Origin of the sequence: Sulfurimonas sp., from assembly GCF_034005705.1 — a bacterium.
Classification (GTDB): domain Bacteria; phylum Campylobacterota; class Campylobacteria; order Campylobacterales; family Sulfurimonadaceae; genus Sulfurimonas.
In genome coordinates this window covers 20118-34055 of the sequence record NZ_JAVEUF010000009.1, presented here as the reverse complement: position 1 = coordinate 34055, position 13938 = coordinate 20118, and the positions used below count along the sequence as shown (strand labels likewise).

At 40.6% G+C, this 13938-nt stretch carries 17 protein-coding genes; 9 read left to right on the top strand and 8 right to left on the bottom strand.

The annotated features are described in order from the left end of the window. Positions 1–2: 2 nt before the first annotated feature. Positions 3–896: a cation diffusion facilitator family transporter gene (locus RBR61_RS06240; protein WP_320342860.1), complete on the top strand. Its 894-nt coding sequence runs from the start codon at positions 3–5 to the stop codon at positions 894–896. Here the strand turns inward: RBR61_RS06240 and RBR61_RS06235 are convergent. From RBR61_RS06235 to RBR61_RS06220, 4 genes are read right to left on the bottom strand one after another with little or no spacing between them, the layout of a single operon-like run. Beyond that, positions 893–2044, bottom strand: a complete 1152-nt coding sequence (locus RBR61_RS06235; RefSeq protein ID WP_320342858.1) for a DcaP family trimeric outer membrane transporter — start codon at positions 2042–2044, stop codon at positions 893–895. The genes RBR61_RS06240 and RBR61_RS06235 overlap by 4 nt on opposite strands. A gap of 6 nt (positions 2045–2050) precedes the next feature. Then, the gene (locus tag RBR61_RS06230) at positions 2051–2518 is read right to left on the bottom strand and encodes a hypothetical protein (RefSeq protein ID WP_320342857.1); all 468 of its coding nucleotides are present in this window, start codon (positions 2516–2518) and stop codon (positions 2051–2053) included. Next, on the bottom strand, positions 2508–4076 hold the full coding sequence (gene rny / locus RBR61_RS06225) for a ribonuclease Y (protein WP_320342854.1): 1569 nt from the start codon (positions 4074–4076) through the stop codon (positions 2508–2510). Before rny ends, RBR61_RS06230 begins: the two co-directional genes overlap by 11 nt. A gap of 1 nt (position 4077) precedes the next feature. Further along, a complete protein-coding gene (locus tag RBR61_RS06220; protein ID WP_320342853.1) occupies positions 4078–4659 on the bottom strand; it encodes a 5-formyltetrahydrofolate cyclo-ligase in 582 nt (193 codons plus the stop codon). 54 nt (positions 4660–4713) lie between these two features. Between RBR61_RS06220 and RBR61_RS06215 the strand changes: the two genes are divergently transcribed. Next, positions 4714–5274, top strand: a complete 561-nt coding sequence (locus tag RBR61_RS06215) for a TlpA disulfide reductase family protein (protein ID WP_320342852.1) — start codon at positions 4714–4716, stop codon at positions 5272–5274. Continuing rightward, on the top strand, positions 5275–6156 hold the full coding sequence (ftsY, locus tag RBR61_RS06210; protein ID WP_320342851.1) for a signal recognition particle-docking protein FtsY: 882 nt from the start codon (positions 5275–5277) through the stop codon (positions 6154–6156). It begins immediately after the preceding gene. Positions 6157–6158: 2 nt separating this feature from the next. Here ftsY and RBR61_RS06205 read toward each other — a convergent pair whose 3' ends face one another. Both RBR61_RS06205 and RBR61_RS06200 read right to left on the bottom strand, forming a co-directional pair. Then, the gene (locus RBR61_RS06205) at positions 6159–8204 is read right to left on the bottom strand and encodes a methyl-accepting chemotaxis protein (protein WP_320342850.1); all 2046 of its coding nucleotides are present in this window, start codon (positions 8202–8204) and stop codon (positions 6159–6161) included. Between the two features lie 12 nt (positions 8205–8216). Then, the gene (locus tag RBR61_RS06200; protein WP_320342849.1) at positions 8217–8339 is read right to left on the bottom strand and encodes a hypothetical protein; all 123 of its coding nucleotides are present in this window, start codon (positions 8337–8339) and stop codon (positions 8217–8219) included. Positions 8340–8488: 149 nt separating this feature from the next. On the opposite strand from RBR61_RS06200, the gene radA reads away from it, so the two are divergent. The 4 genes from radA (at position 8489) to acpS (ending at position 11163) form a co-directional block, all read left to right on the top strand. Beyond that, complete coding sequence (gene radA, locus RBR61_RS06195) at positions 8489–9835, top strand: DNA repair protein RadA (RefSeq protein ID WP_320342848.1); 1347 nt, start codon at positions 8489–8491, stop codon at positions 9833–9835. Between the two features lie 77 nt (positions 9836–9912). Continuing rightward, on the top strand, positions 9913–10170 hold the full coding sequence (locus RBR61_RS06190; protein WP_320342846.1) for a hypothetical protein: 258 nt from the start codon (positions 9913–9915) through the stop codon (positions 10168–10170). A 66-nt stretch (positions 10171–10236) separates the two neighbouring features. Further along, entirely contained in the window at positions 10237–10788 is a 552-nt protein-coding gene (gene fliL, locus RBR61_RS06185; protein WP_320342845.1) for a flagellar basal body-associated protein FliL, read from the top strand. Then, positions 10789–11163 (top strand): holo-ACP synthase, encoded by a 375-nt coding sequence (gene acpS, locus RBR61_RS06180; RefSeq protein WP_320342844.1) that lies wholly within the window; start codon positions 10789–10791, stop codon positions 11161–11163. Here the strand turns inward: acpS and thiS are convergent. Then, positions 11131–11331 carry a sulfur carrier protein ThiS gene (thiS, locus tag RBR61_RS06175; RefSeq protein ID WP_320342842.1) on the bottom strand — a complete coding sequence of 67 codons (201 nt, stop codon included), beginning with the start codon at positions 11329–11331 and terminating at the stop codon, positions 11131–11133. The genes acpS and thiS overlap by 33 nt on opposite strands. A 97-nt stretch (positions 11332–11428) precedes the next feature. Between thiS and RBR61_RS06170 the strand changes: the two genes are divergently transcribed. Then, positions 11429–12178 carry a response regulator transcription factor gene (locus RBR61_RS06170; RefSeq protein ID WP_320342840.1) on the top strand — a complete coding sequence of 250 codons (750 nt, stop codon included), beginning with the start codon at positions 11429–11431 and terminating at the stop codon, positions 12176–12178. Here RBR61_RS06170 and RBR61_RS06165 read toward each other — a convergent pair. Then, a complete protein-coding gene (locus RBR61_RS06165; RefSeq protein WP_320342838.1) occupies positions 12175–12966 on the bottom strand; it encodes an inositol monophosphatase family protein in 792 nt (263 codons plus the stop codon). The two genes, RBR61_RS06170 and RBR61_RS06165, sit on opposite strands and share 4 nt — an antisense overlap. A 114-nt stretch (positions 12967–13080) precedes the next feature. Here RBR61_RS06165 and RBR61_RS06160 point away from each other — a divergent pair, with 114 nt between their 5' ends. Next, complete coding sequence (locus tag RBR61_RS06160) at positions 13081–13374, top strand: hypothetical protein (RefSeq protein WP_320342837.1); 294 nt, start codon at positions 13081–13083, stop codon at positions 13372–13374. Positions 13375–13938: the final 564 nt, after the last annotated feature.

Below are 13938 nucleotides of genomic sequence, written 5' to 3'. Positions count from 1 at the left end.
TTATGAGACTCGAAAAGAAAGCTACGGTCGTCTCGACAAGTGTTGCGGCTCTGCTTGTGCTAATGAAGATGACTGTTGGAATATTTAGCGGCTCCATTGCTGTTTTAGCCTCTGCAATTGATTCGCTTCTTGACCTGACGGTATCTCTTTTTAACTACTTCGCACTAAACAGTGCTGAGAAGGACCCCGACGACAAGTTTCATTTCGGGCGCAGCAAGATCGAGCCTTTAGCCGCCGTCATAGAGGGGTTTGTCATCTCGTTTTCGGCACTATTTATATTTTACGAAGCAATTTCAAAAATTGTAAACTACAAACCGATGGAGTATCTCGGTACTAGCGTTGCCGTTATGATCGCCTCGTTTGTCATAACCGCTTTTCTGGTAGCTTTTTTAAATCACGTTGCAAAAAAAACAAAAAATATGGTCATCAAAGCAGATGCGCTTCACTACAAAACAGACCTTTTCTCAAACGGCGCCATCCTGCTCGCACTTCTGCTTATATCTTACACAGGCGAGCATCTTATAGACCCTATACTGGGAATGGGCATCGCCATTTATATGATCTACTCGGCTGCACCGATCATAAAAGAGGGGATGTTAATGCTGCTGGATGCCGCTCCCGCACCCGAAGATGTTGCAAAAATAGAGATGCTTCTAGATAACCAAAAAGATATTAACGGCTATCATGACCTCAAAACAAGAGAGTCTGGTTCTCATATATTCATCTCCGTTCATATAGTCTTTAACGTAAGTATATCGCTCTACGACGCACATCTTATCTCAGACAGGCTCGAAGCAAAGCTTCGTGCACTTTTTGACGATAAACATGTACATATTCTTATCCACATGGACCCCTATGACGATTCGGAGATGAATGTTATCGAGGATAGTTACTAAAAATCATAACGCAAGATTAGGTTTAAAAAGTTCGTACTGCCGCTCTCTTTGCTCTCTACCTCTCTCTTTGCCCAAGCGTACTCTAAGCCCGTTAAAAGATTTTTAACAGGCACCCAAAGCAGATTTGCCTGAGTGCCGTAGCTCTCTTTTGTAACTTTATCAAGCCCCGTTTGCAAAACATCCAGATTGTTATCGGCGCCTACGTAAGAAAAAGCGATCGTAGAGCGAAGCTTTGGGCTCCACCAGTGGCGATATCCAAGATGACCCCCGTATAACGGAGTAAGCGAGATATCTCCATCTGAGTCAATCACTCCCTCGCTAAAAGCGCCGTAGGCGATATAGCGCCCGCTCCCCTCGCCGTAGTGAATGTTAAAGCGGATATCATCCATAGCGAATGTCTTAAGTCGCCCTGATAGATTAACCCCATAGCCGTATTTGGAATCTTTGGTATCATATATTGATGAGTTATGGGTAATCTTGCGCGATAGAAATGCAATGCCTACTTCTCCCCACAGAGGATAATATCTTGAGCGCAGAACCAGATCAAAAAGCAGATCGTCTTTTGTTATGATCTTTGAACTGCTACTGTCTAAAAGCGTAGTTTTAGGGTCCTCAAAAGAGATGTCAAATGCAAACATATCCTTATCGTAGGTGTATCGAAGAAGAGATTGACGCACGAAAGTGTCATCCATCGGGTAGGAGATAGTATCGAGTGCCGAAACGGAGTTGAAAGTAGAGTTTGTCTGACCAAATCCAAAACTCCCGAGCTCTACAAAGGCGTGTCTTAGACGGGGGTAATAGTCGTTTTTATCGGCTTTGCCGTCTTTCGTGCCCAGAAAATCTATCTCCAGCGTGGTGCGCAATATGCCCTGCTCTGTCGGAGTTCTAGTTTTTGTCCAGAGTCTGCTCTCACGTGCATTTGCATAGATATCTTCGTCCTTTTCTTTGCTATCAAGGGCTATTTTTCCTGCAAAATATGATGACTGATCGGAGGTGAAGATGGTACTTATATGTACTCTTCCGCCAACGCTAAATATTGTATTATCCAAGAAGTTGGGGGATGTGGCATTGCTATCGTTTTGAGCCTCATCTGCAGCAAGCAGCAACACAGATAAGACAAGTGGGTAAAAAAGACGTAAAATAGTCATAACCGATTAAGGATCTTTCCTAAACTGTTTGTGACAAGAGTTGCAAGAGACCTTTATATCCTCCATCTTCTTGCTCAAAAGCTCAAACTCATAGTTCTGAGCCAAGATATACAACTCATTCGCATCCTGATTCAGACTCTTTGCATATCCTTTGTACTCATAAAAATCATCAGAAGTAAGCCCGCTGCCAAGTTCTCCCATCGGCATATTTTCAACTTCTGCCGAGAGTTTTTTGAGCGTGTCTGCAAGAGTCAATACATACCTCTTGCGCATTTTGTCTCTCTCAAGTTCGCTTTTTTGACGCTCATAAACCACCAGATCAAGTTCGCGCATCAGGATGCGAAGTTTTTCGCTCTGTATCATATGTTTTACGGCAGGTTTGTTACTCTGCTCTTTTGCTGCACATCCTAAAAAGATAAAAACTACAACAGCAAAGAGTAAAGCCCAAAAGCCATAAAAAAGACTATTTTGCAAACTCTACAGCCCTGCTCTCTCTAATTACGTTGACTTTTATCTCACCTGGGTACTGCACTTTTTCCTCTATCTCTTTGGCGATCTCTTTTGCCATCAAAACAGATTCGTCGTCATTTACCAAAGAGGCGTTGACTATGACTCTCACCTCACGCCCTGCATTGATCGCGTAAGCCTGCTTTACACCTGTATGCTCGGATGCTATCTCCTCTATCTCGGTCACTCTTTTTAAGAAGCTCTCCAAAACTTCCCGTCTGGCTCCTGGTCTTGCCGCCGAGAGAGCATCCGCCGCACATACCGCACCACACTCTATGGAGTTTATCTCTTCATATCCGTGATGCGCGTAAATAGCATTTATAACTACACTGTGCTCATTGTAACGGTTACAGATAGCCGCACCGAGATCGACGTGGTTTCCGTTATTGTCGTGCGTAAGTGCCTTGCCTATGTCATGTAAGAGTCCCGCTCTTTTTGCAAGTTTTACGTCTCCGCCCATCTCGGCAGTCATAACCCCCGCCAGGTGTGCCACCTCAAGAGTGTGTGCCAGTGCATTTTGTCCGTAACTTGCACGATAGCGAAGCTTACCTATAAGTTTCACAAGCTCAGGATGCATTACACCGATGTCAAGATCTGCGACTATCTCTTCACCCTCGTTTAAAATCCCTGACTCAAAATCATCGCACACTTTAGTGTAAATCTCCTCAATGCGGGCAGGCTGTATACGGCCATCCTCTATAAGAAGCTCCAACGTTTTTGTAGCAATTGCGCGTCTGTAGAGATTAAAACTGCTTACCATGATCGCATTTGGCGTGTCATCTATGATAATATCAACGCCCAAAAGAGTCTCAAGGGTTTTAATATTTCTGCCCTCTTTACCTATGATGCGCCCTTTTAGCTCATCATCCGACAAATTGATCGTATTTGTAAGCCTCTCCGCGGCAAACTCGCCTGCATACCTGCTTGTAGCCTGAGCCAATATATAGTTCGCTTTTTTTCTGGCTTCTGCTTTGGCCTCGTTTTCATAACGCCTTACTATGTGGGCTATCTCCGCTCTGGACTTCTCTTCGACCTTTTCGAGCAAAACTGCTTTTGCCTCATCTTTAGTCATTCCGGCACAGTGCTCTATGGCATTAAGTGCTTCATCTATCTTCTCTTCGTATCTTTTTTTCAGTGAGTTTAGAGATTTTTCATTTCTTTTTAAATCGACTTGTTTAGATTTTAAAACAGCCACTTCATCCTGAAGTCTTCTCTCTTCATTCTGTTTGTAGCGTTTAAAATTTTGCTCTTTTTTTACAATTTCCTCTTCTCTTTGATAGAGGTCGGCTTTTGCCTTCTCTTTGGCGCTCTCGTAAAGCTTTGTGGCTTCAAGCTCTATCTCTTGAGATTTTATATTGGCCTTGTATAAAAGCATCTGCGCTTCATTTTCGATCGCACCTGCTTGAGCTTTTGCTTTTTCGACATATATGTCGAAATTAGCACTAGTAATTTTTTTAGAGATGAAAAATCCAATAAGCCCACTAACGGAGGCTATCGAGCCCCCGATTAGTATCTCATTTAACATTCTATTTCCTCTTTAGAGCCATATTTTTATTTTGCACGGTAATATTTGGCGTAATGATCAAATCACATGTGATGTCGTACTCATCACAAATTAACTCTTTTGTGTAACAAAACTCTGATTGTATAAAAATTGTGTATGGTCTCTTTTTTAACTTTTCAAAGAAACGATCATACATCCCTTTTCCAAAACCAACTCTTTGTAAATTTCCATCTACACCAACTACTGGCACTATGGCTATATCAACTTTTTTAATATCTCTTAAACTTTTTCCCGCTTCATAAATACCAAACTTTTTTTTCTTCAGCGGTAATCTAAATGGTACCATCTTAAAACTTTCGCCTTCCATAAATGGAACAAAAATATCACATTTTTTTCTCAATTTTTCAATTGATTTTGCAGTGTTCGCCTCAAAAGGGAGAGAGGTATAAAAAAGTATTTTTAGATTTTTTAGATTTTTAAATCTGCCAAGCTCTTCAAGCAGCTTTGCATCTATTTTTGCATTTTTATAAAATCTGTTGTGAATGGGAGAGCTTTTAATTTTTTCTAGACAATTTCGTCTAAAAATTGCTTTTGTAAGAGGCATATAAAATCTTTATGGCTATAATTTCGCTCATTTTACTAAAAACAAGGTAAGCAAATGTTTAAAAAATATATTTTAGTTATTTCAGTTATATCGGCAATACTTTTTCAAGGATGTTCAAGCAACGAAGATAAAAAAAGCAGTGCGAACGAGATGATAGCGGCAAAAGAGTATGTTCTAAGCGGTCTGGATAAAAAGCAGTATATCGTTAAAAAAGAGGGCAATGGATTTAAGCTTGAAGGCGCTGATGGCAAAATAGTTATATTTGACATATTCGCAACCTGGTGTCCTCCTTGCCGCGCGGCGGCTTCCCATCTAAGCTCTCTTCAGGAAAAATATAAAGATGATCTGGTTATCGTCGGCATAACTATCGAAGATAAGATCGCAGATGCAAAACTTCAAGAGTTTGCGAATACTTACGGAGCTAAATATATTTTGGTAAATTCAGATCAAAACCGCCGTCTTGTAAACGAACTGGTACAAGAACTTGAGCTTGGCGAGAGATTTCCGATCCCTACGATGGCGATGTACAGAGATGCAAAGCTTATCAACTACTATGTCGGTGCTACCGAAGAGGAATTTATTGACAGCGACATCAGAAATGCTTTAGGCAAGTAGATGTTCGGTTTTATAAAAAAATCCCTCTCTAAAACTGCTGAGGCGATCAAGTCCGTAGTTCCAAAGAAGAAAGTATCTTTTAGCAAAGATGAGATCGAGGATATTTTACTCGAAGCGGATGTAGAGTACGATCTTGTAGAGATTATACTTCGCGAGATATATCAAGACAAAGTCACGCGAGAAATTCTTCGCTCAAAGCTGCTTGCCACCCTAGCCTACACATCCTACGAAGAGCCAAAGTTCACTCCTCCCTTTGTCGAACTGATAGTCGGTGTGAACGGTGCGGGAAAAACGACCACCATATCCAAACTTGCGGCTCGCTATAAGAGTGAGGGCAAAAAAGTGATGCTTGGAGCGGGAGACACATTTAGAGCCGCAGCTATAGAGCAGCTTACTCTCTGGGCAAAAAAACTAGATATCCCCATAATCGCTTCCAAACAGGGGCACGACAGCTCTGCTGTTGCTTACGACACCATAGACTCCGCAAAATCAAGAGAGTTTGACAACGTCATCATTGATACGGCAGGAAGACTTCATACGCAGACAAATCTAGCAAACGAGCTTAAAAAAATAGCTAGAATCTGCGATAAAGCGCATAGCGGAGCACCTCACAGAACCATCCTCGTCATCGACGGCACACAGGGCAACTCAGCGATTGCGCAGGCAAAAGCCTTTAATGAGATGATAGGGATTGACGGCATTATAATTACCAAACTTGACGGAACTGCAAAAGGAGGAAGCGTCTTTAGCATCGCTTACGCGCTTGAACTCCCTATCCTCTACGTTGGAACAGGCGAGCAGCCCGAAAATCTAACACCATTTGACAAGTATGAGTTTGTGGACGGTCTCTTAGACGCTATTTTTGTCGAAGAAGAGAGCTAGTCTTAAGTCCTAAACGTCTCCAATTTCGCATGAAGCTCATCTGTCATAGAGTTTAGATGCTCAGCCGCAGCTGCTATCTCCTCTACGTTTCTTGCGTTTTTGGAAGATATCTCATTTATCTCTGAAACTTGAGAGACAATGAACTCTACATCTCTTCCCGTCTTCTCAAAGTCGTTTACTGTCTTATCACTTGCTCTTACTGCATCTTTTACAATTCCTACACTCTCATTGATCTTAACCTCAACATCGGTCGCATTCTCAGATAGCTTTTGAATATCTTCAGAGTTAGCATTCATCTGCGTGCTTACATCCACAATAGATTGAGCAATGACGTTAATGGTCGCATTTATCTCTGTAAGACTTCTCTGAGTACGTTCTGCAAGCTTTCTTACTTCATCGGCAACAACGGCGAATCCGCGTCCATGCTCTCCCGCACGGGCAGCTTCTATGGCAGCGTTAAGTGCAAGAAGGTTTGTCTGGTCTGCGATATCGGAGATGATCTCTAAGATGCTCTTTACCTCGTTTGCTTCGTGAGAGAGAGTCTGCATTCTTTGTGAGAGCTCCACTTCAAGCTCGGCAGAGCTTTGGACTTTGTTTGTAAGAGCAACTATCTCAGTACGTGCCAGGTTAAGATTGTCATTTGCCTTGATGATCTCTTTTTTGCTCTCCTGTGCATCGCTTATAGCTTGGGCTATCTCATCTTTGATGCTGTTTGCTTTTTTGGTAGCTTCATCAATAACCAAAACACTTTTCTCAACATTCTCCCCGACACCCATTGCAGTGGTCGAGAGCTCATGAGAGATGGAAGCGTTTTCGCTTGATGACTGTTTGGAGACGTCTATGAGATCTTTTAACTCTTCCATAAGATCATTAAAACTTCTTGCCATCTGTGAGAGTTCAAGAGGGGCATTTTCATCTACAACAAGGGTCAGGTTTTTATTTTGACCTATTTTCGTAAGTGTCTCTTTAAACTTATCTATTGGCTTTACAACGCTTCTGTTTACCAAAAAAAGAGCTATTGCAATTATAACTGCAAGTAGTATAATGGAGTCGATGATAAGTATGTTTCTAATATTGTTTGGAACTTCAAGAACCTCCGCTTCATCTATCTCGGATAGTATTGCCCATTTAAAATCTTCGCCGACGCTGACTTCGCTAAAGGATGACAAAACGGGGTTACCGTTATAATCTACCACTATTTTGGTGTCTGTTTTGCCAAGTAGCGCCTCAACTGATGCTTTGGTATCAACGCTGCCGGTTTTAGGATTTGCAAAAGATGCTTCAAGAGAGTGGTTTTTCGGGTCTAAAAAACTGTCGCTTCTCATAAGCCTATCAGCGCCCACCAGATAATCCTCCTGAGATTTACCGTAATCTTTTCTGTACTGCATTATATTTTTAATCGCATCATTATCGATCTTAAAGACCAAGACAGCCTTGACCTCGGCATTGACAACTACGGGTGTGCCTATGAACATGGCAGGCATATCCCCACCCACCGAGTAAGGCTTCATATCTACAAAGGTCGGGCGATTGTTCTGAAGGCTCTTTTTATACACTTCGCTAAGAGCGCTCTCTTTTAACGGGCCGTATGTAAGATTTGTACCGTAGTCGGACTCTTTTTTAGCGGAATAAAGTACATGTCCATGTTTTGCCCCGATAACGTAAATATCGCTGTATCCATACTCTTTTAGATATTTTTGAAAATATACCTCGTGCGGAAGCCTCTCCTCCTTCGCGGATGGATCATTAACAGGAAACGGCTCATTCTCTTTTACTTCCAAATCATCGTAAACGCTTAGCAGGTCCCAGGTGATATTTTGCAGGTCATTGCTGTTTGCCAAAACATATATATCTCTAATGCACTCTCTAAAAAAAGCCTCTATCTGAGACTTTTTAACATCCCTGAGGGTAGTTAGGTTTGCATAGCTGTTCTTTAAAAGAGCTTCCTTGCTTTTAGAACTCGATATATATGTAGCTATAGCCGCAAGCAGCGTTAGCGAGATAACGATAAGAAGTAATACCTGAAGTTTAACAGAGAGTTTTTTCATATAACAATTAGCCTAATAAAGAGAATTTGTGATCAACATTAGAGATATTCCTACATAGGTTGCGACCACTCCAACCCAGACAAAAGAGAGTGTATAAAAAACAGGTGCCTCGAACTTAGTTAGCAAATTACTCATTTTAATCTCCTGATATCTTTTTTACAACTGAATTGTATAAATCAATTATTACGAATAGATTACGCACAATATGACAATTTGTCATATATTTCATATCTTCAAAACTATAAGTGTATAATTCTCTAAAAACCTCAATAAGGCTAAAAAATATGTCCAAAAAAAAGATTCTCTTTGAGTGCCAGCACTGCGGACTTACAACTCCCAGATGGATGGGCAAATGCACGAATTGCGGAGCTTGGGACTCATTTATAGAGCTTAACGAACATCAGCAAGAGGTAGCAAAACAGACAAAATCAGCTTCCGGCTCATCTGCGAAAGCACAAAGTATAAACGAGATAAAAGAGGAGGCGATATACAGGTTCAGCTCAAAAAATGCAGAACTTGACATGGTTCTTGGCGGCGGTGTCGTTCCCGGTTCGCTCACACTCATCGGAGGAAGTCCGGGTGTCGGTAAATCAACTCTGCTTCTTAAAGTAGGAGGAGATATCGCTTCAGGCGGACAGAATGTGCTTTACGTAACGGGAGAGGAGTCTGCAGGACAGATAAAACTTCGTGCCAACAGGCTCAGCGCGAATCACGACTCGCTCTATCTTCTTAGCGAGATAAGGCTTGAACAGGTATTAGTCGAGCTTGAGCATAGAGATTACGACTTTTTGATAATCGACTCCATTCAGACGCTCTACTCTGAAAACATATCATCTGCTCCCGGTTCGGTCACGCAGGTAAGACAGATAACTTTTGAGCTGATGCGAATAGCAAAAGATAAGAATATAGCTATCTTCATCATAGGACATATAACCAAAGAGGGTTCTATAGCAGGGCCGAGAGTTTTGGAGCATATGGTCGATACGGTTCTCTATTTTGAGGGTGACTCCTCTCAGGAGCTAAGAATCCTCAGAGGGTTCAAAAACCGTTTTGGCCCCACAAGCGAGATAGGCGTCTTTGAGATGAGAAGCGACGGACTTGTTTCCGCCACCGATGTCGCATCACGCTTTTTCAATCGCAACTCAGAGCAGGCAGGCTCCGCTTTGACGGTCATCATGGAGGGCTCTCGCCCTATTATACTTGAAGTTCAGGCACTTGTCTCAGAGTCTCACACTCCAAACTCAAAAAGACAAGCTACCGGTTTTGATACAAATAGATTAAATATGCTCCTAGCACTCTTAGAGAGAAAGCTGGAGATCCCTCTCTCGGGCTATGATGTATTTATAAACATCACGGGTGGCATCAAAATAAGCGAGACTTCTGCGGATTTGGCAATTTTGGCGGCAATCATCAGCAGCTTTAGAAACCGCGCCATCTCAAAACAGACAGTTTTCATAGGCGAAGTATCTCTTGTCGGAGACGTAAGAGACGTATACGGAATGGATGTAAGACTAAGGGAAGCGAGCATGCAAAACATCTCAAAAGCGCTGGTCTCCAAAAAGCCTCTTGAGAAGTCAAACATTAAAACATTTGTTGTCGATGAAGTTACAAAACTGCTGGAGTGGTACTGATTGTTCATCTATTAAAATCTGTTTTAACCTATTCATTGTATAATCTAAAAAAATTAAAATAAGGAAACCACTACAACATGGATGCTAAAGTAAGAAGCGAAGAGAAATTTGCAAAGTTGTCAATCGCATATGAGGGAAAAGAGGAAGGAAAACTTGTCTGTTCAACGATTGATGAGATAACTTCAAAATATAGAACAAAGCCCGAAACATATACTTGTAACATATCAAACAAGAAAGAAGTTGTAGTCATAGAGTACCAAGACGACATAGATCGCGAAGCAGGCGCAATTTTTGAAGAGATCATAAAAGCTCTGAATATAACTATTTGTGATTAATAGCAGTTGCTTATAAAATAATATTTTTTTTGATATACTAGCAAAATAAAAAATCAAGGAAGAATCATGGCTGACGAAGAGAGCAGAGAAGATAGCAAAGAGGAAAAGAAGAAGTCCAATAAACTGTTAATGATCGTTATCATTACTGTTTTGGTACTTATTGTCATCGGCGGTGCGATAGTAACTGTACTTTTATTAAGCGAGGATGACAGTTCTCAAAATGTACAACAAGCAGCTCCTCAAATGCAGCAGCAAAACACTTCATACAGAGCTGCCAGAGAATCTGATGAAGGGGTTTCCAGAAAACTAAGCGAGATAGGCATCTTGTACCCGCTTGATACTTTTACCGTAAACCTAAAGAGCGATGCAGGCCGCCGCTACCTAAAAGCTACTCTCTCCCTTGAGCTTGACGGGAAAGAGTTGAGTATTGAGCTTGATAACAAATCTCCCGTTATTAGAGACAGAATTATCAGGATCTTGACATCCAAGACTCTAGAAGAGATCTCTTCTAAAAAAGGGAAGCAGAAAGTCTCTGAGCAGATCGTAGACACTCTAAACTCTATGATAACTGACGGAAGCGTAAGAAGCGTATACTTTACAGAGTTTGTCATACAGTAGATGATAGGCATAGACCTCATAAAAACATCTCGTATGAGAGATTTGATGGAGCGTTTTGACAAAAAGGCTCTTAAGAGGTTTCTTAGTGAAGAAGAGATCGGACTTGTAAAAAACTACAAGACCGCATCTGGTTTTTGGGCTGCAAAAGAGGCTTGTTCAAAAGCCCTTGGAGTAGGAATAGGTTCCGAGTGCGGTTTTCATGATATCTTCATATACAAAACAAAAAGCGGGGCTCCAAACCTGAAGCTCTCGGAAAAACTTTTAAATAAATTCAACATAAAAGATGTCAGTCTCTCAATAACTCATGACGGAGAGTACGCCATCGCGGTAGTGGCTATAGAATCAGCCTCCGCCGACAAAATCAAGCAGCTCTAATTTATCCATATCTTTTAATACGCAGCTATCCCACTTGTTTTGTTTTACTATTTCCATATTTACGGCCGCTGCCATAACTTTCCCATCTAAATTAAGTTCTTCAATAACCCTCTTTAAGGTTGCGTTTTGGGGGAACTCTTTCGTGTCACCGTTAATTATAAGTTTCATTTATTCTCTTTTCTTAAAATAATATCTTATTTTCTTGAACATTCTGTAAAATAAAAGATATAATTATTTTATCAAAAAAACGCAAAAAGTGGTTAACATGCTAAATTCTAAAGAGTTATTAACGCATACAAAGGGTTTGTCTATCCTCTTCGCTGAGGATCATGATGATTTGAGGGACAATACAAGAGAGATTCTAAAAACCTTTTTCGATCAGGTTCACAGTGCTACTAACGGTGAAGAGGCCATAAGAAAGTATAAAGAGTTCTATCTAAAAGAGTCCAAATACTACGATATCATTCTCTCGGATATTCAGATGCCGCGCGTTAACGGCGTTGAGCTTGTTGAGAGCATTTACAACATCAACCCTGACCAGATAGTTATCATCGTTTCTGCATATGATGATACCAAATACCTGCTTCCGTTAATCAACCTCGGCATTGAGCAGTTCATAAAGAAGCCCATTGACTATCAGGATCTATTGAAGGTTCTTTTAAACGCGTCTAAAAAACTCACAGCAGCAAACACAAAAGAGGTTGTAAGCAAAAACACGTCGATAGTAAAACTCAACGGTTCTTCTACATTTAACAAGGACACTAACATACTTCTTGTGAATGGAAGCATGGTTACATTGACAAAGTATGAGATCATATTTTTGCAGCTTCTTAGCGACAAGATAGGTATGATACACTCAAACGAGGATATAACAAATCACTACAGCGAACTTAATGAAAATCTAGATATTGTAAATATAAGAAAGCTGGTATCAAAGCTCAGAAAAAAGCTTCCTGAAAACTCTATTGAGAGTATCTATGCTGTAGGCTACAGGATGGTACCAAATCAATATTAGTCCAAAAGTCTCTGCTCTGTTCTGATGTTTTTTAGCAGTTCATTATGAACAAATGCGTTAGAGCTTAAAATAATATGCTCACCAAGAGCATACTCTTCACCTTTTTCATTTGAGACCTTTCCTTGCGCTTCTTCTACTATCAATATACCTGCCGCGACATCCCACGGTTTTAGGTTGCACTCGTAATAGGCCTCGAACTTTCCGCATGCAACGTAGCACAAGTCGATCGAAGCAGAGCCTGTTCTGCGGATATCTCTGGTTACGGGAAGAAGATTTGCCATTGTGCGAAGCACCCACTCATAATCTTCTCCCTTTGTAACTTTGGTGTAAGGAAATCCGGTAACTATGAGCGACTGCTGAAAATCATGCTGCTTTGATACATAGATGTGCTTATCGTTCAAGTATGCGCCGCCGCCACGCTCTGCACTGAAACACTCATCCAAAACCGGATTGTAAACCACACCTGCGATGGCTCTACCCTCTTCCCAGATGCCGACAGAAATAGCGCAAAACGGCAAGGAGTGAATGAAGTTTGTAGTGCCGTCAATAGGGTCGATATATATCGCTTTTTTAGGATACGTGATCTCCTTTGCGCTCTCCTCCCCGATTATCTCAAAGTCTGGAAATGCCTCTTGCAGACTTTTGCCCAAACGCTTCTCAATAGCCACGTCATACTCGGTCACAAGATCAACCGTGCCTTTATACTGCACGCGCTTATCTGTGTGATAACCTTGTAAAAAGAGTTCACGACACTCCATAACGATGTTTATAAGTTTTTTTCTAATCATGATGCAATTGTATCATCTTGTATAAAAAAACTTAAAACAAATAGCAATAACAAAAATATTTTTTTAAGAGAGTTGCTATATAATTAAGATAACTCAATAAAAAGGTATAGTGCTATGAAAAAAGAAGAGATACTAGAAGAGGCTAAAAAACAGCTCGTTAAGTTCCAAGAAGAGATAGATAAGATAAAAGAGGCAAGCTCGCATCTAAGCCAAGAAGCTAAAAAACAGTTTGACATAGGTGCAAAAGAGCTTGAGACTCTTTATAATGATGCGCACACAAAATTTGAAACTCTTTCAAATAAGACCGAAGAGAACTTTAAAGAGGTAAAAGAGTTTGTAGAGCTGACAAGCAAAGCCTTAAAACACTCATTTAACTACTTTATGTCGCATTATAGAAAGAAACAATAAAGAGTTTGGTTTTTTGGAAGTTCGTTGGTAAGGGAGTTTAACAGTGGTGGGTTCTGAGTGACTCGAACACTCGACCACTCAGTTATGAGAGCCAAAAATATCTCTCAAAAGCCCTAAAAATAGGGATTTTAAATTTTAATGTAACCGCAGATAACCGCTTTTTGTAGCAATATGGTGACAGCATCTTCACCCTAAGTTTTGTTTTTTAGGCAGCTTTAATATTGACAATATATTTAATAAATTTGATAAATCAAACTTATATTTTAAGTTCATAATAAACACCACGACCTTTTCCAAAACTCTCAAAGATTCCTTTTTAAACTAAATCTGCTATATCCCTACTAGCTGTGAGTCTTTGGGATTTGGTTAAGCTCATATATTTATTTACCCTCATACCGCCTTCAAATTTTTCTGGGAGATATGAGAGCATTTTTAGTATCACTTTTTTTTGTCTATCATTGAGTTGTGTATATCTATGTTTATCCCAAAATTTTGCTTTTGTTTGTATCTGTGCCACCTTAAAGATGGATAATTCTAAACACTCCAACTACTACCAAAATCGTT